Source organism: Symbiobacterium turbinis (assembly GCF_055383075.1).
Map to the genome: position 1 here is coordinate 2,660,810 of NZ_AP042433.1, position 20,440 is coordinate 2,681,249.

Genomic DNA, 20,440 nt, shown 5'->3' on the forward strand with positions numbered 1-20,440 from the left:
TTCACGCATCTCCCTCCAGCAGCGCCTCCGCCACCCGGAAGTCGCCGGGCGTGGTCAGCTTCAGGTTGGTCGGGCGGCCCCGGTAGACCCGGACGGGAACGCCGATGCGCTCCACCAGCGACGCGTCATCGGTGCCCACGAAGCCGTCGGCCATCGCCCGGTGGAAGGCCCGCACCAGAACGTCGGCCCAGAAGACCTGAGGCGTCTGCACCGCCCAGAGCGTCGCCCGGTCGGGGGTGGCCACCACCACACCGTCCGGCCCCACCTGCTTGATGGTGTCCTGCACCGGCACGGCGACCACCTGCGCCGGGCAGGTGGCCGCGGCCCGCAGCACCCCCTCCAGCACGTCGGGGGTCAGCAGCGGCCGGGCGGCGTCGTGCACCGCCACGATGCGGGGCCGGGAGTGGACCGCCTGCAGGGCTGCCCACACCGAATCCTGCCGCTCGGCGCCCCCCTTCACGATGCGCGCCACCTTCGGCATGTCGCCCACCAGCGCCCGGGTGGCCTCCACGTCGCCGGCGGCGATGACGATCTCATCGACCAGCGGGCACCGGATGAACAGCCGGACGGTGCGCACCAGCACCGGCTCGCCGCGGAGGGGGAGGAACTGCTTGGCAGCTCCTCCCCCCATGCGCCTTCCCGATCCCGCCGCGGGGATGATCACACTGACGGGCACCTGCAGCCCGCCTGCCTCAATACTCACGGCGCCACCTTCTCCACCGTCATCTTCGGCTTGGCAAAGATCATGCGGCCGGCCGCGGTCTGGATGACCGACGTGACCAGCACCTCGATCGTCTCCCCGATGTAGCGCTTGCCGCCGTCCACCACGATCATGGTGCCGTCATCCAGGTAGCCCACGCCCTGGCCCGGTTCCTTCCCGTCTTTCACCACGGAGACGGTCATGTCCTCCCCGGGCAGGACGATCGGCTTCAGGGCATTGGCCAGCTCGTTGATGTTCAGCACCTGCACGCCCTGCAGCCCCGCGACCTTGTTCAGGTTGAAGTCGTTGGTGACCACCACGCCGCCCAGCATCTGCGCCAGCTTGATCAGCTTGATGTCCACCTCGGCGGCGTCGATCTCACCTTCGTAGATGCGCACATCCGCATCCGACTGCTTCTGAATCTGATTCAGGATGTCGAGGCCGCGGCGGCCCCGGTTGCGCTTCAGCACATCCGGCGAGTCCGCGATGTGGCGCAGTTCCTCGAGGACGACGGACGGCACGACCAGCGGCCCCTCCAGGAAGCCGGCCTCGACGATGTCCGCAATGCGGCCGTCGATGATGACCGAGGTGTCGAGGATCTTGGGGCGGCTGATCCCCCGGTATTCCTGGGTCTTGTTCGCCTGGGCGGCCGCCGCGTGCTCCTTCCTCGCTGACCGGCTGAACATGGCGGCCAGGGCCTCGCCCACCTCCTCCCGCTTGCGGGTGGTCACCGTCATGCCCAGGTAGCCGAAGATCACCGCGCTGAGAACCGAAATCACGCCGCCGAACAGCGGAATCTTCCCCGTGAAGACACCCAGGAGGGCCGCAATCAACAGCCCGCTTATGAGTCCAACAAATCCGAGTATGATGTCTATGAATGAAGTGCGAGCCAGCCGACCTTCCAACCAGGTTACGAATGGATAGAGCACGAACCCCACCAGACCGCCTACAAGACTGCCGACAGCAAAGAAGAGCAGGGTGAACCCCCAGTGCTCGGGAACCGAGAGCAGCAAGGCGACGCTTTCTCTCCAGAGAAATGTCGAGCCGAAACCGCTCAGGATGCCCGCGACGGTCAGCACGATCCGCAGGTTCTTTCTCAACACCATTCACCCCCTTCTGCAAATTGGGAGGCGCCAGCTGCAGAACAGCACCCCCCTGTTTATGGGACGAATGAGAAAGGGTGCAGGTTCGCACCCTGACCTGGTCCGATGACAAAAGGGGCGCCGGACACCCGGCGCCGCCTCACTGGGCGAGAACGCGATCCAGGAGTGAGCTGGCCTGCTCCAGCTCGAGGTCTCTGATCAGCACGATCTCGGACAGGAGGATTTGCCGGGCGTTGTCCAGCATCTTGCGTTCCCCGGTAGAGAGCCCCTTCTCCCGGTCTCTCTGTGAAAGCGTGCGGACGACCTCTGCCAGGGCGAAAATATCGCCGCTGCGGATTTTCTCCATGTTCATGCGGTAGCGGTGGTTCCAGTTCTTCACCGGCTGGTCCGTGCGGGACCTCAGCACCTCCAGCACCTGCTGGAAGACCTGCTCAGACATGACCTCGCGCAGCCCCGTACTCTGCGGGCTGTCGCAGGGCACCAGCACCTGCATGTCGGAAACCGGCAGGCGCAGCACGTAATAGCGCTTCCGCTCCCCCAGCACCTCTCGGTCCTCAATCGCCTCAATGATGCCGGCGCCGTGCATGGGGTAGACTACCTTATCGCCCACCTGGAACAACGCATCACCCCCACCTGCTCCCGCACCCCACTCACGAGGAAACCTCCACCTGTGCTGAGCTTACCAGACGCGCACAACCTTTGTCAAGAAAAGTTTAATTATATGATACTCTGTTTGCATATGTCAATGTTCGCGTGAACTATCTGACAACCGTTGCCTGAACAAATAAGCGCTGATTTGACTTGACGCCCTGCAGCGGCGCACCGTACAATGGGATGCGTAACGGGGCTATAGCTCAGTTGGGAGAGCGCGTGAATCGCACTCACGAGGTCAGGGGTTCGAATCCCCTTAGCTCCACCAAACCGAGGGCGGAGGCAAGCCCCTCCGCCCTTAAGCATTGCCGGCCAGAGCGCCTGCCAGGGTTTGCCAGATGGTGTCGTTTGTCCCTGTCGTGTCCCTTTGCTACAATAGAACCAAGCCAGGATCCGTCAACCGGCTTCGGCTTTGCGCACCCCTGACCCGCGACGGGACTGAGAGGTGAGTCTGTGGATGAAGGACCTGCTGTGTGACCAGTTTCAGAATACGGTGAGCGAGTACCTCATCCGCCACCGCAGCGTGCTGGATATCATGGCGAAGTACCAGGAGTCCAACGCCCGCGTGAACCGGGCGCTCACGAAATCGGTGACTTCCTGCGGCTGTGTGGAGATCCACGCGACCCGACAGCGGTACCCCGCTGACGCAACGCTGGAGCAACTTCGCGATCATTCCATGGATCATGTGGACGGCAAGCTCTGCGACCACTGCCGCGAGGTGCTCGAAGCCGAGTTGGGCAACAACCTGTTCTACCTCGCCGCGCTCTGCAATGTGTTCGACCTCAACCTGTATGACGTGCTCCTGAAGGAGCACAAGAAGCTGACCGCCCTGGGAATCTACAACTTCGCCGACTGATTCTCCGCGTGATAATGAGAAGAGGCCCGAGCGTGGATGCTCGGGCTTTTTTCGTCGCCTTTACAACTGCCGCTCGAGGGTGAACTGCGCCCGCAGCCGGCGCAGCCCCTCCTGGATCGCGCGGGCCCGCACCTCGCCGATGCCCTCCACGTCGTCCAGCTCCTCCAGCGTCGCGCTCAGCACCCGCTGCAGCCTGCCGAAGCGGCCGACCAGGTTCTCGATGACGGCGGCCGGCAGGCGGGGGATGCGCCGGAGCAGCCGGTAGCCCCGGGGCCCGATGGGGCTCTCCAGGGCGCCTGCTCCCAGGAGGCGCGCGATCGCCCCGAGGTCTTGCAGCTCCTCGAACGGCCACTCAGCCATCTGGTCCCGCAGGGCCGCCGCGTGGCCGGCGTCGTCGGAGCTCGCGTAGTCGCGGATGATCAGCAGCCCCTCCGCCGCCACGCCCGCGATCAGCTCCTCCAGCTGCATCGCCACCAAACGCCCCTCGGTGCCCAGCTCGGCGATGTATCGCTCGATCTCGGCCCCGATGCGCAGCACCATCTCCGTGCGCTGCACCACCAGGGCCACGTCGAGCACGCTCACCATATCGTCCAGCTCCAGGGCGGAGAGACGGGCGACCGCCTGCTCCCGGACCAGCTTGTACTTCTCCAGGGTCTGCAGGGCCTGGTTCGCCTTGGCCAGGATCACCGGGAAGTCCCGCAGGATGTACTTCACCGGCCCCTTGTAAAGGGTGATCAGGTCCCGGCGCTGCGAGATCGAGATCACCAGTTCGCCGGTCTGCCTGGCCACCCGCTCCGCCGTGCGGTGCCGGGTGCCGGTCTCGCTGCTGACGATGGACGGGTCGGGTACCAGCATGGCATTGGCGTAGAGGATGCGCCGAGCATCGCGGGTGAGGATGATCGCCCCGTCCATCTTCGCCAGCTCGTACAGCCGCGTGGGGGTGAACTCGCAGTCCAGCCGGAAGCCGCCGTCCACCAGGGCCATGACCTCCGGCGAATCGCCGACCACAATCAGCGACCCGGTCTTGGCCAGCAGGATGGACTCCAGCCCCTCCCGCAGGGCGGTGCCGGGTGCGAGCTGCTGCAGAACGTGCCAGAAGCCGCCCCTGTCCTCCATCCCCGCACCTCCCCTGCGCCGGGGTCAGCGGCTCAGGGCCGCCTCAAGCCCTTCCATCACCGTCTCCACCCCAACCAATTCCAGATCGGTCCTAATGGATAGGCTACGAAGGTTGGCCTGCGGTAATACCATGCGGTCAAAACCCATCTTCTCGGCCTCCCGGATGCGCTGGTCGATCCGGGACACCGCACGCACCTCGCCGGCCAGCCCCACCTCCCCCACGACCACCGTGCGCGCGTCGGGCGGCTGGTCGCGGAAGCTGGAGGCCAGCGCCACCGCGAGGGCCAGATCGATGGCCGGTTCGGCCAGGCGCACCCCGCCGGCCACCTTCACGTAGGCGTCGTGGTTTCCCAGCAGGAGGCCCACCCGCTTCTCCAGGACCGCGATGATCAGCTGCAGCCGGTTGAGGTCGATGCCCTCTGCGGTCCGGCGCGGCGTCACGAACGTGGACGCGCTCACCAGGGCCTGTACCTCCACCAGGAGCGGCCGGGTTCCCTCCATCGCCGGGAGCACCACCGAGCCCGCCACCTCCAGCGGCCGCTCCGAGAGGAAGAGCTGAGAGGCGTTGCCCACCGGCACCAGCCCCGTGTCGCGCATCTCGAAGATGCCGATCTCATTGGTCGAGCCGAACCGGTTCTTCACCGCCCGCAGAATCCGGAAGCTGGCGTGCCTGTCCCCTTCGAAGTAGAGCACCGTATCCACGATGTGCTCCAGCACCCGCGGGCCGGCCAGAGAGCCCTCCTTCGTGACGTGTCCCACGATGAAAACGGCAATGTTCTGCCCCTTCGCCACCCTGAGCAGCTGGGCGGCGCACTCCCGCACCTGGCTCACGGAGCCCGGGGCCGAAGGCAGGTCGGGCCGGAACACCGTCTGGATGGAGTCGACGATGAGCAGGCTGGGCGCTACCTGCGCTGCGTGGTGCGCGATGGCCTCCAGGTTGGTTTCGGCCAGTACCAGAAGGCGCGGGTGCAGGGTGCCCAGGCGGTCAGCCCGCAGCCGGATCTGCCGGGCGGACTCCTCGCCCGAGACGTAGAGGACGGAGCCGTGCTGCTCGGCCACCCGGGCGGCCAGCTGCAGCAGGATCGTCGACTTGCCGATGCCCGGGTCTCCGCCCACGAGCACGAAGGAGCCCGGCACGATGCCGCCCCCGAGCACGCGGTCCAGTTCGTCCACGCCCGTCACCAGCCGCTGCGCGTCCTCTGTCTCCACCTCACCGATCGCCACCGGCGGCTCACCCTGGCCCAGGCCCGGCGAGAGCGAGCCGCGCCCGCCGGATCCGGCGGCGGGCTCCTCCACCATGCTGTTCCAGGTGCCACAGCCGGGACACCGCCCCATCCACCGCGGCGATTCATAGCCGCACTCCTGGCAGAAGAAGGCGCTCCTGGACTTTGCCACACTCATGGCCTCCTCGTCATCCTCAGTCCGGGTCTTGTTTCGAAACCGAACCGGGTCCCTCCTGCAACCGGGGATGCATCCGGGATCCTGACCTCAAGAACAGGGGCTGTCCGCCGGTCCGACAGCGGACCGGAGAACAGCCCCGAAAGCCACGTATGGATCGGGTCAACCCTGGAAAGACTCCTGCTCCCGGCGGGAGGCGGCGAGGATCGCACCCCAGATGGCCTCTACGTCCCCCCTGGCCAGTTCGCCTCCGGCCAGGCCGACCAGCCGGTCGAGCAGGGCGTGCTCCCGGTCCTCCTGCAGGACCGGCAGCCCGGCGGCGGCCTTGATTCTCCCCACCTGACGCACCGCCTCCATGCGGCGCAGGAGCAGCTGCAGGATGCGCCGGTCAAGCCGGTCGATCTCTGCGCGGCACGCCTCCATGCTCTCCAGGGCGGTGGCCGGGAGCAGTTCCAGATCGGCCATGACCCGGCGGAACTCGGCGAAGGTCAGCTGCTGCTGCGCGTCCGAGAGCGCATGGTCGGGGTCGGGGTGCACCTCGATCATCAGCCCGTCCATCCCAGCTGCGAGGGCGGCGCGGGAAAGCGCCGGGATCAGGTCCCGCCGGCCCGCAGCATGGCTGGGGTCGATGATCACCGGCAGCCCCGAGCGCTGCCGGGCGACAATCGCAGAGCTCAGGTCCAGGGTGTTGCGGGTTGCCGTCTCAAACGTCCGGATCCCCCGCTCACAGAGGATCACCTGGTCGTTGCCGGAGTCGAGAATGTACTCGGCCGCGGAGAGCCACTCCTCCACGGTGGCGCTCAGCCCCCGCTTCAGCATCACCGGCTTGCCGGCCCGCCCCACCTGCTTCAGCAGGGCGAAGTTCTGCATGTTGCGCGAGCCCACCTGGAGCACGTCGGCATACTCGGCCACCAGATCGATCTGCGCGGTGTCCATGACCTCGGTCACCACCGGCAGCCCCGTCTCTGCACGGGCGACGGCCAGTAGCCGCAGCCCCTCCTCTCCCAGTCCCTGGAACGAGCGCGGCGACGTGCGGGGCTTGAACGCGCCGCCCCTGAGGGCGGTGGCGCCCGCGGCCTTCACCGCCCTGGCGGCGGCGACAATCTGCTCCTCGCTCTCCACACTGCACGGCCCCGCGATGATCACCGGGCGGCCTGAGCCCAGCCCAAGGCCTGCAAACCGTCCGGTCACCTCGCGCTTCGCCCTCGCAGTCAGACCTTCGACCATGCTCATCCGCCTCCTTCACTGGAATAAAAAATGCTCCCGCCCCGGTAAGGGACGAGAGCACGACTCCCGTGGTACCACCCTTCTGAGCCGCCGAATGCGGCGACCCACTCTGATTGCAGGTGCGGAAGAGTGAGCCTCTTCGACACCGCCCCCTCGTAACGGTGGGAGAACCGGCCGGGCCTACTGGGCCGCGGAGCGCTGCGGCCGTTCAGCTGGCAGCTCCGGAGTGAACTTCGGCGGGGACCTCCATAGCGGCGCTTCCAGTCTGCGGCGCCGCCTCCCTGAATGGCCTTCCTTCCGCCTACTTTACTCTTTCATCGCTGTTTCATATTGAAGCTCATTCTAGCCGCTCTCGGCAGACTCGTCAAGAGGGAACTTCAAGCTTGTCCGGCAATCGGCATCCGCTGACCGGGCGCGCTCAAAGCTGGTGCAGCCCCGCTGTCTCCACCCCGCCCTCAGCCAGCAGCTCCTCCGCCCGCTCGCGGTCCGCCCATGCAAGGCGCAGGGCGAAGCCGCAGTCGCTGGAGAACTGCCGCGGCGTGGGGATGAGCCGGACCGCCAGCCCCCCGGCCTTCAGCACCTTCTCCGCCTTCAGGGCCATCGAGGTCGTGTGGAAAAGCACCACGCCGTAGTCCACGCCCGTCACGCCCCTTCGGCGATCCGCCGGACGGCGGCGATCGTGCGGTCGATCTGCTCCGGGGTGTTGAACGGACCCGGCGAGAGCCGCACCGTTCCCGTCGGGAACGTGCCGATGGTCCTGTGGGCCGCCGGCGCGCAGTGAAGCCCCACGCGCGTGAGGATCCCGAACTCGTCGTCCAGCCGGCCGCCGACCTCCGATACCGTGCGTCCCTCTACGGTGAAGGAGACCACCGCAACCCGCTGGCTGAAGTCGGCCGTGCCGAAGAGCCGCACTCCGGGGATGGCCGAGAGCCCCTCCCACAGCTGCCGGGCCAGCTCCCGCTCCCACCGGCCCACCGCCTCTGGGCCGCCCAGGTCGGCCAGGGCCTCCAGCCCCGCCCCGAGCCCGGCGATGCCCACGAAGTTGATCGTGCCGGCCTCGAACCGGTCCGGCAGGTCCGGCGGCTGCCGCTCCATGGCCGACCGCGAACCCGTGCCCCCCTGCACCAGGGGGCGCATCTCGGCCGCGTTCACCCGCTCGCCGAGGATCAGGCCGCCGGTGCCGGTGGGGCCCAGCAGTCCCTTGTGCCCCGTGAAGGCCAGGAGGTCGATCCCCATGGCCGCCATGTCGATCGGGACGGATCCCGCGCTCTGGGCCGCGTCCACCAGCACCAGGGCGCCGGCCCGGTGCGCCAGCTCGGCGGCCTCGGCCACCGGGCAGAGCGTGCCGGTCACGTTGCTGGCATGGTTCAGGGCCACCATCCGAGTCGGGCCCGCCGCCACCACCCGGGCGAAGGCCTCCAGGTCCAGCCGGCCCGTCGCGTCGCAGGGGGCGACCACCACCTCGACGCCCAGCTCCTCCAGGTCCCTGAGCGGCCGCATCACCGCGTTGTGCTCCATGCCCGTGCAGACCACCCGGTCGCCGGGCGAGAGCAGGCCGCCCAGGGCCAGGTTGACGGCAAAGGTGGCGTTGTGGGTGAAGATCACCCGCAACGGATCAGGCGCCCCGAAGAGCTGTGCCACCGCCTCGCGCACCGCGTAGACCCGCCGGCTGGCCGCCAGCGAAAGCCGGTGCCCGGAGCGGCCGGGGTTTCCGGCCTCGTCCTCCAGGCACGCGACCATCGCCCGCCCTACCGCCTCCGGCTTGGGCCACGAGGTGGCGGCGTTGTCCAGGTAGATCAGGTCTCTGTTCATGCCGCAGACCGGGACTGGTCTTCACTCGCGGACACATCCCGCATGGTAAAGCCCAGAATGACCACGATCACCAGGCCGATGATCACCGCCGCAGGACCGTAGGGCGAGGGGCCCGCGGCCGAGCTGGCCAGGTTGAAGTTGTGCGCCATGGCAGCGCCGGTCAGCAGGCCGAAGGTGAAAACGGCCGCGTCGGTGTCGCCCTCGCCAGACAGGAAGAGCTGACGGCCGGGGCAGCCGCCGCCCAGCGCAAAGGCCAGGCCCGACAGCAGCATGCCCATGAAGTTCCAGAGCCCGTCCGTGTGGGCGATGGGCTGGCCCGCGAAGCCGGGGTTGAACTGCCCCAGGGCCAGGTTGGTCACGCCGGCGGATATGATCAGGGCAATGACGCCCACGAACAGCTTGCTGTCACGGATCATGAAGAGATTTCGAAATGCCCCCACCGAGCAGAAGCGGCTCCGCTGCCCCAGGAAACCGATGACCAGGGCAGCCAGGAGCGAGATCCACCAGACGGCGTGCTGCGAGCCGGGGCCGCTGGCGCTGAAGAAGATCGGGCCGACCGGGTTCCCGTCGGCGTCGCGCCCGAAGAGCGGCGCCGCCAGCAGGAGCACCAGGAGGCCGACCATCGCCGCCGGCATGATCCAGCCGGTGACCGGCGCCATCGGCCGGCTCTTGCCGAGGCTGTAACCCCGGCGCAGGAAGAAGGTCGCTGCCCAGATGCCCGCGGCGAAGCCGAGAATACCCACGATGGCGTTCCAGTCGCCGCCGCCGATGCGAAGGAAGGCCCGCCACGGGCAGCCCAGGAAGACCAGTGCGCCGATGGCGGCGATGATGCCCATGATGTACCGCACCAGCGGCGAGGCACCGCCCCGGGCGCGCCACTCGCCCGCGCTCACCGCGGCGATGGTCGCACCCAGCACCATGCCGATGATCTCGGGCCGGATGTACTGCACGGCCGCCGCCCGGTGCAGCCCCAGGGCGCCTGCGATGTCGCGGGTGAAACAGGCGACGCACACGCCCATGTTCCCGGGGTTGCCCAGCTTCACCAATACGGGCGCGAGGATACCAACCACAATTCCGGTGAGGGTCACGCCCCACCTCCCTGCCAGGAACCGATTCAACGCCACAACTATTCCGCCTCCCTAACGTGATAATTGGTAGTGGTCTTCGACGTTGGACATTGAATTCCTTCCAGGGACATGGCAGCGCCGGTCACCCCCTGCGGGGTGACCGGCGCCTGCCGGGAAAGACCGATCTGTGCCTGCCCTATTCCTCCGTCGTCTTGCCGCTGGCCACGCCCACCGACTCGGCCGAGGGCTCGGTGCGCTTGAACGTGAGCTTGCCGTCCTCGCCCGCGTCCACGTGCACCTGCTCGCCGTACTTGAACGGCTTCCGGAGCAGCTCCTCCGAGAGCGGGTCCTCCAGCAGCCGCTGGATGGCCCGGCGCAGCGGACGGGCGCCGTACTTCTGGTCGTAACCCTCGGCAACCAGCACCTCCAGGGCGGCATTGGAGATCGTCAGGTCCACGCCGTGCTCCTTGAGCCGGTCGGCGACCTTCTTCACTTCCAGGTTGACGATCTGCTTCAGGTGATCCTTGTTCAGGCTGTGGAAGATAATGATCTCGTCCAGCCGGTTGATGAACTCGGGCCGGAAGAGCCGCTTCACCTCGTCCATCACCCGGCTCTTCATCCGCTCGTGCTGCTCCCTTTCGTCCTCATGAACGGTGAAGCCCAGCTGCCGTTCGCCGGCGATGGCCTGCGCGCCGGCGTTGGAGGTCATGATGATCACCGTGTTCCGGAAGTCCACGGTGCGCCCCTTGGCCTCGGTCAGCCGGCCGTCCTCCAGCACCTGGAGCAGAATGTTGAAGACCTCGGGGTGCGCCTTCTCGATCTCATCCAACAGCACCACGGAGTACGGCCGCCGCCGGACGGCCTCGGTCAGCTGGCCGCCCTCGTCGTAGCCCACGTACCCGGGAGGGGCGCCCACCAGGCGGGAGGTGGTGTGCCGCTCCATATACTCCGACATGTCGATGCGGATCATCGCATCCTCGTCGCCGAAGAGCGCCTCCGCCAGCGCCCGGGCCAGGTGGGTCTTGCCCGTGCCCGTGGGGCCCAGGAAGATGAAGGAGCCGATGGGCCGCTTGGGATCCTTCAGCCCGGAGCGGGCACGGCGGATGGCCCGGGCCACCGCGGCCACGGCCTCCTCCTGGCCCACCACCTTCTCGTGCAGGATCTTTTCGAGGTTCAGGAGGCGCTGCGACTCGTCGATGGTCAGCTTCGTGGCCGGAATGCCCGTCCACTGCGAGACGATGTGGGCAATGTCCTCCTCCGTCACCGTCGACTTGGAGGTTACCTTCTTCTGCTGCCACTCGTTCTTCTGCCGCTCCAGCTCTTCCTTCAACTTGGTCTCCTTGTCGCGCAGGCGGGCGGCCTTCTCGAACTCCTGCCCCTGAACGGCGGCCTCCTTCTCCTTGCGCACCTCCTCCAGCTTATCCTCCAGCTCCTTCAGGTCGGGAGGCGCCACGAAGGTGGAGAGCCGCACCCGGGAGGCGGCCTCGTCGATCAGGTCGACGGCCTTGTCCGGCAGGAACCGGTCGGTGACGAAGCGGTCGGAGAGCCGCACCGCGGCCTCGATGGCCGCATCGGTGATCTCGACCCGGTGATGGGCCTCGTACCGGTCCCGCAGCCCCTTCAGGATCTGGATCGCGTCCTCGGGGGACGGCTCCTCGACCATCACCGGCTGGAAGCGGCGCTCCAGGGCGGCGTCCTTCTCCACGTGCTTGCGGTACTCGTCGATGGTGGTCGCGCCGATGGCCTGGAGCTCGCCGCGGGCCAGGGCCGGCTTCAGGATGTTGGAGGCGTCGATCGCGCCCTCCGCGGCGCCGGCGCCGATGATGGTATGCAGCTCGTCGATGAAGAGGATGACGTTGCCGGCGTTGCGGATCTCCTCCATGACCTTCTTCAGCCGCTCCTCGAACTCGCCCCGGTACTTGGAACCGGCCACCAGCGAGGCAAGGTCCAGCGCCACGACCCGCTTATCCTTCAGGATCTCCGGCACCCGCCCGTCCGCGATGCGCTGGGCCAGCCCTTCGGCGATGGCGGTCTTGCCCACGCCGGGCTCGCCGATCAGGACCGGGTTGTTCTTCGTGCGGCGGGAGAGAATCTGGATCACCCGCTCGATCTCCTTCTCCCGGCCGATCACCGGATCCAGCTTGCCGTCGCGCGCCATCTGGTTCAGGTCGCGGCCGAACTGGTCCAGGGTGGAAGTGGAGGTCTTCGCCCCCTTCACCTTCGCAGAACCGGGCGCGGACGAACCCGCGGGCGGATGGGGCACCCCGCCGAGCAGGTGGATCACCTGGTTGCGCACCCGCTCCAGGTCGGCGCCCAGATTCTGCAGCACCTGCGCGGCGACGCCCTCGCCCTCCCGGATCAGGCCCAGGAGAATGTGCTCCGTGCCCACGTAATTGTGGCCCAGGAGCCGCGCCTCCTCGATGGCCAGCTCCACCATCACCTTCTTGGCGCGCGGCGTGAAGCCGATCTCGCCGCGAGACGAAGCGGAGCCCTTGCCGATCATCTTCTCGACCTCGGCCCGCACCTGCTCGAGCTGAATCCCCAGGGCCTGGAGCGCCTTGGCGGCGATGCCCTCGCCCTCCCGGATCAGCCCGAGGAGCAGGTGCTCTGTACCGACGTAATCGTAATTCAAACGCCGGGCCTCGTCCTGGGCCAGCACGATCACCCGCTGCGCCCGTTCCGTATAACGGCTGAACATGCGTCACTTACCCCCTATCCATCTGTCTATTCCATCTCCGGTCAGCCCGCCAGCCGCGCCCGGATGAGCGCAGCCCGCTTCACGTCGCGCTCCAGCGGGTTCAGCTCACGCCCCGCCTGGCGCTGCAGGAAGGCCGGCTGCATCGCCACCAGCAGCTCGTTGAGGATGCGGTAGTCGATCGGCGGAACGACCCCCAGCGCGATGCCCAACCGCACGTCCGAGAGCAGCCGCATCGCCTCCTCCGACGTGATCATCCGCGCGTTGGTGAGGATGCCGTAGGCGCGGGAGACCCGGTCCTCAATCTGCAGCCGCATCTCGCCGTACAGGTGGCGGCGGGCCTGCTGCTCAGTATCAATCACCGTCCGCGCGATGGCTTCGAGGTTGGCGACAATCTCCTCCTCGGCCTTCCCGAGGGAGGTCTGGTTGGAGATCTGGAAGATCTGGCCGGCTGCCTCGGTGCCCTCGCCGTAGAGGCCGCGCACCACCAGCCCGAGCTGCGAGAGGTTGTGGAAGAGCCGCCCGGCCTGCTGCGTGAGCACCAGCGCGGGCAGGTGCATCATCACAGATGCCCTGAGGCCCGTGCCCACGTTGGTCGGGCAGGCCGTGAGGTACCCAAGCTGCTCGTCGAAGGCGTACTGAAGGCGCTGCTCCAGGGCGTCGTCCACCTGCGAGGCCATCCGCCAGGCCTCCTGAAGCTGCAGCCCGGGGGCCAGCACCTGGATGCGCAGGTGGTCCTCCTCGTTCACCATGATCGAGATGGACTCGTCCTCGGAGATGGCCACGGCCTTGGCCATGACCTCCTTGGACTGCTGCGGGCTGATCAGGTGCTTGTCGACGAGGATCTGCCGGTCCAGGGGCGTGGTGTCGGCCAGCCGGTGCAGCTCCACCTTGGAGGGGAAGCCCACGAGGTTGATCTCGCGGACGCCGGCCTCCGCCGCCTGCAGCAGCCGCTCTGTGTCCTTCTCCGTCATCCGCTGGGGGAAGGGCAGGTCGTCCAGGTTGCGGGCCAGCCGGATCCGGGAGGAGAGCACCACGTCGGCGTGCGGACCGGTCCCCTCCATCCAACGGCTTGCCGCGCGCGATACCAGTTCATTCCACCCCACCATCATCACCCCCTGCTGCGATCTCCGCTTCCAGGGCCCGAATCTGGTCCCGAATCCGGGCGGCGTCCTCGTACCGCTCGCTCTGCACGGCGCTCTGGAGCTGCGCGCGCAGCATCTTCAGGTCGCGCCGCTTCCGGGCCAGGCCTCCGGTGCGCTTCGGCACCTTTCCGCCGTGTGACACGTTGCCCTGTATGCGCTTGATCAGCGGCATCAGCTGCTGCTCCATCTCCTGGTAGCACCGGGGGCAGCCCAGAAGGCCGCTCTGGGCGAACTGGCTGTACGTCATGCCGCAGTGCCGGCACGTCGGCTCAGCCTTCAGCTGGGGCTTCCCGCTGCCCGCCCCGGGCAGCGTCTGCCCCAGGAAAGAGCTGAGCAGTTGCTGCATGGAGAGGTTGGGGAAAGAAAAACCGGGCAGGGTGCCCGCCTCGCGGGCGCACTCGACACACAGGTGGGACTCCTGTTTCTTCCCGTTGGTGACCAGCGTCTGGTGCACTGTGGCCTCACGCTGGCCGCATCGCTCGCACAGCATGGGACCCACCTCCTCAGAAGCGCAGAATGGCCGTGAGCATTGCCTTCAACAGATTAGCCCGCACGGTGTCCCGGACGGGCAGCTCCAGCCCCAGGACCTCACGCCGCATGGCGACCTCCATCATCGCCGCCTCGCGCTCGTCGATAATCCCTTCCTCCCGCAGCCGCTCGACGATGTCGAGGGCCTCGTTCTGACTGAGCGAATCCCCGATCTGCCGCTGTATCAGATCCCGCAGGTCTTCGGGGCTCTCAATGTTCAGGCGGATGATGCGGATGTAACCCCCGCCCCCGCGCCGGCTCTCCACCAGGTAGCCCCGTTCGGGGGTGAATCGGGTGGTCAGCACGTAGTTGATCTGCGACGGTGCGCAGTCAAACAGGGCGGCCAGCATGGCCCGCTGCACCTCCAGGATCTCCGTCCTGCGCAGGTGCTCCTTCAGGTAGCGTTCGATCTTGTCGGCCAGGTTGGCCATCAGTCGCTCACCCCCTGACCTTGTTTGACCTTTCTACCTTCCACTTTACCCGGTGGCGGGCAGACGGGCAAGTGCAACCTGAAACGAATTGGGGGCCTCTACGGCAGTTTTCCCAGGTGCGGTCTTCCAGAGACCTCCTCTGACGTTATTTGACGTTTGTGCTGGCCGCGAGGGAACGGCCGCGGCCCGAATCAGATGACTTCGTAAATGTGGCACTTCAGATAGTGGCTCTCGTCGTATCCCACGACGATGGGGTGGTCGACGGCCTGGGCCCGCTCCTCCACCAGCCGGAGGCGGCGGCGGGCATCAAACGCCGCATCGGCCACCACGGCCTTGAACAGGTCCGGGGTCATGTGGTACGAGCAGGAGCAGGTGACGAGGAAACCGCCCTCCTCCAGCATGCGCATGGCCCGCAGGTTGATCTCCTTGTAGCCCCGCACCGCGCCCTCCAGCGCAGCCTTGTTCTTGGCGAACGCGGGCGGGTCCAGCACGATGACGTCGAACCGCTCCTTGCGCGACTCCATCTGCCGAAGTATGTCGAAAGCGTTGCCGACCTGGAACCGAATCCTGTCGCTCAGGCCGTTGCGCGCGGCGTTCTGCTCTGCGGCGGCGATGGCCTCGGCCGAGGCGTCCACGGCGATGACCTCCCGCGCGCCGGCGGCCGCGGCGTTCAGGGCGAAGCCCCCGACGTTGCAGAAGCAGTCGAGCACGCGCCCGCCCTCCGCATAGAGACGCACGGCGCGGCGGTTCTCCCGCTGGTCCAGGAAGTAGCCGGTCTTCTGCCCCTCCGCCACGTCCACCGCGATCTCGAGCCCGTTTTCGACAATCGTGATGTTCGGGTCGAACTCGCCCCGCAGGAAGCCCTTTCGCTCCTCCAGCCCTTCCAGGCGGCGCACCGGCACATCGTTGCGCTCGTAGATCCCGCGGGGGCGCAGCAGTTCGTCAAGAATACCGACTATTTCCGGCAGCCACCTGTCGATGCCGAGAGCGAGCGTCTGCACCACCAGGATGTCGCCAAACTTGTCCACGATGAGCCCCGGCAGGAAGTCGGCCTCGCCGAAGACGACCCTGCAGGCTCCCGTGTCCGGCAGGAGCCGCTGCCTGTAGGCCCAGGCCCGCTCGATCCTCCGCCGGAAGAACTCCCGGTCGACGGGCTCGTCCCGGGTGGTCAGCATCCGCACGATGATCTGCGACGCGGGGTTGATGTAGCCCCTGCCCAGAAACCGGCCCCGGAAATCCACCACGGTCACCACGTCTCCGGGTGCGAACTCGCCCCGTATCTCCTCCACATCGCTCTGAAAAATCCAGGGGTGCCCCGCCCACACGCGCCGGTGGCGCGTCCTGGCGAGCTGCACAACCGCCATTGTACGACTCCCCTCTTCAAACTGGTTCAGCACTATCGTAGCGTTAGCCTGCCCGGCGCGCCAGCGCGACATGGAAGGGGGCGCGGACGGGCAGACTAGCCGGCGAGGGGGCGATCAAGATGGGGCGCAGAGATGAACCCGGCGCCGTCAGCGCCTCGGTGACCGGCACCCACGCGACAGGCCACCACCTGAACGAGGCGGCCGAGCGCGGTGAGGTCGCGACCGACGTCCCGATGGAGGGCCTGGTCTGGATTGAGCAGGAGGATCAGCGAAAGCAGAACATGACCCGGAAAGGGGACATGCGGAAGGCGACGGCTGCGCCGGACCGCCCGCATCCCCCGGGGAGGCCGGGATTCGGTGGCCGGCAATAGGACTGGCGGAAGGCGGAGGCCCCGGGTGCAGGCCTCCGCCTTCGTCGCCGCGGCGGTCGCGGCCTTGGCGGCGTTCGGGGGCGTCGCCCCATCAGCCCTGGCGGCGTTCCCGGCAGCCACCCCGGCGGTTGCGGGCACGATGCCCGCGGCCGGCCTCCCGATTCCGGCGGACTGGATTCCCCCGCTCCAGGCCGTGGCCGGCCTCAGGCTCGGCCTCAGCGTGCCCGCCGGGCCCGAGGGTGCGCCGCTGCCGCTTCACGCCACGCATCTGGATCACCGCCCGGTCATCGCCCTGCTGCTCGACCGGCTGGCCGCTTCCCGGCTGGCGGCCGGGGCGGCCACGCCGTCTCCCGGGGGCGGCGTGCTCCACATCGCCCTCCGCAGCGGCGCCCCGCTGGCGGTGCACCCCGCAGGCAACTGCCCGGAGCCTCCCGGCGGAACGGGCCACGGGTTCGTCTGCCCGCCGTCGGAGACGGACGTGATCCTCCGCCTGGGGGACGGCCGGGCGGTGCGGCTGCACAACCCCTGGATGGCCGCCTGGCTCCAGGCGGGCTGGCGCGCGCACGTCCCCGTCGGCGAGCCCCGGCTGCTTGACCGCGCGGCGGCCATCGCCCTGGCCAGAGAACAAAGCCGCCTGCCCATGTGGCAGGCGAGCTTTGTCGATGCGTATCCGGTTGAACGGCTCGGGGAGACCGAGGTGCGGCCGGCGTGGCTCCTGGAGGCGGAACTCCCCGCCGGCCAGCGCATCCGGCTGGTCCTGGACGCCCGCACCGGCGAGGTGCTGCGCCTGGTCCAGCAGGAGGCCCTGGAGTAGGACGCGCGGCCCCTGTCTACTCCGCCTCCTCCTTGCGGGCCGCCTCCGCGGCCTCGATGACGGCCTTGGCCACCTGGGCCGGGGCCTCCTCGTAATGGTCGAACTCCATCGTGAACTGGCCGCGGCCCTGGGTCATGGACCGCAGGTCGATGGCGTAGCGGTGCAGCTCGGCCAGCGGCGCCATCGCCTTGATGATCTGCTTGCCGTCGGGGGTCGGCTCCATGCCCGCGATCCGGCCCCGCTTCTTGTTGAGGTCGCCCATGATGTCGCCCATGTAGGATTCCGGCACGATGACCTCGAGCCGCATGATCGGCTCCAGGAGCACCGGCCTGGCGTTCATAAACGCCTGGCGGAACGCGTTGCGGGCAGCGATCTTGAAGGCCATTTCGGAGGAGTCCACTTCATGATACGAGCCGTCCAGCAGCGTGCAACGGATGCCCGTCACGGGGTAGCCAGCCAGCACGCCCTCGGCCATGGTCTCCTGGACGCCCTTGTCCACGGCCGGGCGGTAGTTGAGCGGAATGGCGCCGGCGAAGATCTTGTCGACGAACTCGTATTCGCCCTCGTAAAGCGGCTCGATCTCGATCTTGCAGTGGCCGTACTGGCCCCGGCCGCCAGTCTGCTTCTTGTGCTTGTACTCGCCCTCGGCCTTGCCGCGGATGGTCTCCTTGTAGGCGACCTTCGGCTCGCTCAGGACGGCGTCCGCGCCGAACTTCCGCTTCAGCCGCTCCATCATCACGTCGACGTGCGTCTCGCCCAGGCCGGAGATGATGGTCTCGGCCGTCACCGGGTCGCGGTGCACGGTGAAGGTCGCGTCCTCCTCGGCCAGCCGCTGCAGGCCCGAACCGATCTTGTCCTCGTCGCCCTTGGCCTTCGGGCTCACCGCGACGGAGTAGACCGGCTTGGGGAAGTCCACGGGCTCCAGGATCATGGGGTTGGCCTCGTCGCCCAGCGAGTCGTTGGTCTGCGTGACGGCCAGCTTCGCGACGGCGACGATGTCGCCGGGTCCGGCTTCGTTCACCTGCACCTGCCCCTTGCCCTTGGGGATGAACATGTGGCTGAGCTTCTCGCTGCGGCCCTGCGTGATGTTGTAGACCGTCTGGTCATTGGCGACCTTGCCGTTGAAGATGCGCATGATCGTCATGCGGCCGACGAACGGGTCGGCGGTGGTCTTGAAGACCAGGGCGCTGAAGGGCTGGTCGTCGCCGATCGGCCGGGTCACCGGCTCGCCGTCGGGCGTCTCGCCCACCAGTTCGCCGCGGTCGGCCGGCGACGGCGCGTACTCGACGATGGCGTCCATCAGGGTGCTGACGCCGACGTTCTTGGCGGCGGCGGCCACGAACACCGGGATGATGTCGCCCTTGCCCACGCCGAGCCTGAGACCCGTCTGCAGCTCCTCCTGGGAGAGTTCGCCCTCCTCCAGGAACTTCATGGTCAGGTCGTCGTCAGCCTCGGCGGCCAGCTCCATCAGCTTCTCGCGGATCTCCGCGATCTGCCCCTCGAGCTCGGCGGGCACGGCCTCCTCCTTCACCTGCTTGCCGGAGAAGACGTAGGCCTTCTGCTGCACGACGTCGACGACGCCGGTGAAGTTCGCCTCGGCGCCGATGGGCAGCTGGAACGGCACGACGCCCCGGCCCCAGGCCTCTTCCAGGGCGCTGAGGGTCTTCTGGAAGTTGGCGTTCTCCCGGTCCATCTTGTTGATCACGATCATCCGGGAGACCCCGGCCTTCACGGCGTGCTCCCAGGTCAGCTCCGAGCCCACCTCGATGCCCGCCACGGCGTCCACCAGCAGGAGGGCCGTCTCGACCACCCGCAGGGCGGCCTTGACCTCGCCCACAAAATCAAAATACCCGGGAGTGTCCAGCAGGTTGAACTTGTGGTCCTTCCACTCCAGCGGCGCAATGCCCATGGAGATGGAGACCTTCCGCCGGATCTCCTCGGGATCATGATCCATCACCGTATTGCCATCATCTACGCGCCCCAGCCGATCCGTCGCCCCAGCGTTGAAAAGCATGGCCTCAGCCAGGGACGTCTTCCCGGCCCCGCCATGGGCAATGAGGGCAACGTTCCGCACCTTTTCAACAGCAAATCTTCTCAACTCCATCTCCTCCTCAACGGTTGATGGAACTGCGCTCAGCCGGGGGGCCCCAGGCGAAACGGTTCGGATTTGCAGGCGGTGACGCAGGGGCTAAACGCGCACCGCCGTGCGGTGCGCTTCCCAGTGGGCTGGGCGCCAGGTGAACCTCGCGAACACGAAAACGGGTCCGATAGACTTGCAACTTCGACCTGTCCGAAGGTGTCTCCTTCTGCCAGGGCCAATCTTGTCCGAAAGCGCTACCGGTTACTGTAGATACTTTGCCACCGCCCTTCCAACAGTACACATTCTCCCCAACTTTGACCTCGGTTATGGGACCGGTCAGGCGGGCGCCGCACCAGAAAGCACCACGGACACCAGGTCGGCCGGACGTTCCAGCCAGTAGTCCGGCTCCCCGGCCGCCAGAGCATCCCGGTTCACCGCCCAGCCCACGGCTGCGGTCCGGCACCCGGCGGCCCGGCCGCACCGGAGATCCAGGAGGGAATCGCCCACCATCAGCACCTGCGGCCCCGGGGCAACCCCCAGAAGTTCCAGGGCCCGCAGGGCGGGATCCGGCTCCGGCTTGTGCCGCTCCGTCTGGTCCACCCCCACCACCACGGGGAAGTGCTCCTCCAGGCCGCACACTGAGAGGCCCCGGCGGGCCAGGTCCGTGTACTTGGACGTCACGACGGCCAGGGGCACCCCCGCTTCCTGCAGCGCCGCAACGGCTTCGTTCATGCCGGGGAAACGGCGCACCAGCCGGTCGTGCTGGCTCCGATTAAACTTGCGGTAGGCCTCGGTGAGGGCATCGGCCCGCCCCGGGTCGAAGCGGGCCAGGGTCGTGCGCAGGGGCTCGCCGAAGTACGGGTAAACCTCCTCGGGAGAGACCTCAAGTCCCAGCCAGGTCCGCAGGACGTGTTGAAACGAAGTCACGATCAGGTGGTTCGTGTCGATCAGGGTGCCGTCCAGGTCGAACAGGACGGCGTCAAAATTCAACAAATCGGTCTCCCTCCCTGAAACAGGATTCGACTCTGATGGCGCCAACCCCTTCGACTGATCGACGACGGAATATGGAAGAAGGAGCCCTC

At 67.5% G+C, this 20,440-nt stretch carries 19 protein-coding genes and 1 tRNA gene; 4 read left to right on the plus strand and 16 right to left on the minus strand.

The window, feature by feature from the left end; all coding sequences use genetic code 11:
* Position 1: 1 nt before the first annotated feature.
* The 3 genes from ispD to ACZ45O_RS12865 all read right to left on the minus strand — a co-directional run bounded on the left by ispD (position 2) and on the right by ACZ45O_RS12865 (position 2,422).
* Positions 2–703 (minus strand): 2-C-methyl-D-erythritol 4-phosphate cytidylyltransferase, encoded by a 702-nt coding sequence (ispD, locus tag ACZ45O_RS12855; protein ID WP_464853504.1) that lies wholly within the window; start codon positions 701–703, stop codon positions 2–4.
* Positions 700–1,806 carry a PIN/TRAM domain-containing protein gene (locus ACZ45O_RS12860; protein WP_464853506.1) on the minus strand — a complete coding sequence of 369 codons (1,107 nt, stop codon included), beginning with the start codon at positions 1,804–1,806 and terminating at the stop codon, positions 700–702. Before ACZ45O_RS12860 ends, ispD begins: the two co-directional genes overlap by 4 nt.
* A 136-nt stretch (positions 1,807–1,942) precedes the next feature.
* The gene (locus ACZ45O_RS12865) at positions 1,943–2,422 is read right to left on the minus strand and encodes a CarD family transcriptional regulator (RefSeq protein WP_464853507.1); all 480 of its coding nucleotides are present in this window, start codon (positions 2,420–2,422) and stop codon (positions 1,943–1,945) included.
* Positions 2,423–2,646: 224 nt separating this feature from the next.
* Here ACZ45O_RS12865 and ACZ45O_RS12870 point away from each other — a divergent pair.
* Both ACZ45O_RS12870 and ACZ45O_RS12875 read left to right on the plus strand, forming a co-directional pair.
* Positions 2,647–2,722: transfer RNA gene (locus ACZ45O_RS12870), tRNA-Ala, on the plus strand.
* Between the two features lie 189 nt (positions 2,723–2,911).
* A complete protein-coding gene (locus tag ACZ45O_RS12875; RefSeq protein WP_464857751.1) occupies positions 2,912–3,310 on the plus strand; it encodes a nucleoside triphosphate pyrophosphohydrolase family protein in 399 nt (132 codons plus the stop codon).
* 60 nt (positions 3,311–3,370) lie between these two features.
* Here the strand turns inward: ACZ45O_RS12875 and disA are convergent, their stop codons facing one another.
* The 11 genes from disA to ACZ45O_RS12930 all read right to left on the minus strand — a co-directional run bounded on the left by disA (position 3,371) and on the right by ACZ45O_RS12930 (position 16,093).
* Positions 3,371–4,426: a DNA integrity scanning diadenylate cyclase DisA gene (gene disA, locus ACZ45O_RS12880; RefSeq protein ID WP_464853509.1), complete on the minus strand. Its 1,056-nt coding sequence runs from the start codon at positions 4,424–4,426 to the stop codon at positions 3,371–3,373.
* Positions 4,427–4,450: 24 nt separating this feature from the next.
* The gene (radA, locus tag ACZ45O_RS12885) at positions 4,451–5,821 is read right to left on the minus strand and encodes a DNA repair protein RadA (RefSeq protein WP_464853511.1); all 1,371 of its coding nucleotides are present in this window, start codon (positions 5,819–5,821) and stop codon (positions 4,451–4,453) included.
* Between the two features lie 165 nt (positions 5,822–5,986).
* Positions 5,987–7,051 (minus strand): bifunctional 3-deoxy-7-phosphoheptulonate synthase/chorismate mutase, encoded by a 1,065-nt coding sequence (locus ACZ45O_RS12890; RefSeq protein WP_464853512.1) that lies wholly within the window; start codon positions 7,049–7,051, stop codon positions 5,987–5,989.
* Between the two features lie 418 nt (positions 7,052–7,469).
* Entirely contained in the window at positions 7,470–7,688 is a 219-nt protein-coding gene (locus ACZ45O_RS12895; protein ID WP_464853513.1) for a putative Se/S carrier protein, read from the minus strand.
* 5 nt (positions 7,689–7,693) lie between these two features.
* Positions 7,694–8,863 carry an aminotransferase class V-fold PLP-dependent enzyme gene (locus ACZ45O_RS12900; RefSeq protein WP_464853515.1) on the minus strand — a complete coding sequence of 390 codons (1,170 nt, stop codon included), beginning with the start codon at positions 8,861–8,863 and terminating at the stop codon, positions 7,694–7,696.
* Positions 8,860–9,987 carry a YedE family putative selenium transporter gene (gene yedE, locus ACZ45O_RS12905; RefSeq protein WP_464853516.1) on the minus strand — a complete coding sequence of 376 codons (1,128 nt, stop codon included), beginning with the start codon at positions 9,985–9,987 and terminating at the stop codon, positions 8,860–8,862. Before yedE ends, ACZ45O_RS12900 begins: the two co-directional genes overlap by 4 nt.
* A 139-nt stretch (positions 9,988–10,126) precedes the next feature.
* Positions 10,127–12,628, minus strand: a complete 2,502-nt coding sequence (locus ACZ45O_RS12910; RefSeq protein ID WP_464853517.1) for an ATP-dependent Clp protease ATP-binding subunit — start codon at positions 12,626–12,628, stop codon at positions 10,127–10,129.
* Positions 12,629–12,669: 41 nt separating this feature from the next.
* Positions 12,670–13,731: a protein arginine kinase gene (locus ACZ45O_RS12915; RefSeq protein ID WP_464853519.1), complete on the minus strand. Its 1,062-nt coding sequence runs from the start codon at positions 13,729–13,731 to the stop codon at positions 12,670–12,672.
* On the minus strand, positions 13,718–14,260 hold the full coding sequence (locus ACZ45O_RS12920) for a UvrB/UvrC motif-containing protein (RefSeq protein ID WP_464853521.1): 543 nt from the start codon (positions 14,258–14,260) through the stop codon (positions 13,718–13,720). The genes ACZ45O_RS12915 and ACZ45O_RS12920 overlap by 14 nt, the downstream gene beginning before the upstream one ends.
* A 13-nt stretch (positions 14,261–14,273) precedes the next feature.
* A complete protein-coding gene (locus ACZ45O_RS12925) occupies positions 14,274–14,729 on the minus strand; it encodes a CtsR family transcriptional regulator (protein WP_464853523.1) in 456 nt (151 codons plus the stop codon).
* A gap of 191 nt (positions 14,730–14,920) precedes the next feature.
* Entirely contained in the window at positions 14,921–16,093 is a 1,173-nt protein-coding gene (locus tag ACZ45O_RS12930) for a class I SAM-dependent rRNA methyltransferase (protein ID WP_464853524.1), read from the minus strand.
* A 119-nt stretch (positions 16,094–16,212) separates the two neighbouring features.
* On the opposite strand from ACZ45O_RS12930, the gene ACZ45O_RS12935 reads away from it, so the two are divergent.
* Entirely contained in the window at positions 16,213–16,464 is a 252-nt protein-coding gene (locus ACZ45O_RS12935; protein ID WP_464853526.1) for a hypothetical protein, read from the plus strand.
* Positions 16,451–17,278 (plus strand): hypothetical protein, encoded by an 828-nt coding sequence (locus ACZ45O_RS12940; RefSeq protein ID WP_464853527.1) that lies wholly within the window; start codon positions 16,451–16,453, stop codon positions 17,276–17,278. Before ACZ45O_RS12935 ends, ACZ45O_RS12940 begins: the two co-directional genes overlap by 14 nt.
* A 16-nt stretch (positions 17,279–17,294) precedes the next feature.
* Here the strand turns inward: ACZ45O_RS12940 and fusA are convergent, their stop codons facing one another.
* Positions 17,295–19,382: an elongation factor G gene (gene fusA / locus ACZ45O_RS12945; RefSeq protein ID WP_464853528.1), complete on the minus strand. Its 2,088-nt coding sequence runs from the start codon at positions 19,380–19,382 to the stop codon at positions 17,295–17,297.
* A gap of 312 nt (positions 19,383–19,694) precedes the next feature.
* Entirely contained in the window at positions 19,695–20,351 is a 657-nt protein-coding gene (ppaX, locus tag ACZ45O_RS12950; protein WP_464853530.1) for a pyrophosphatase PpaX, read from the minus strand.
* Positions 20,352–20,440: the final 89 nt, after the last annotated feature.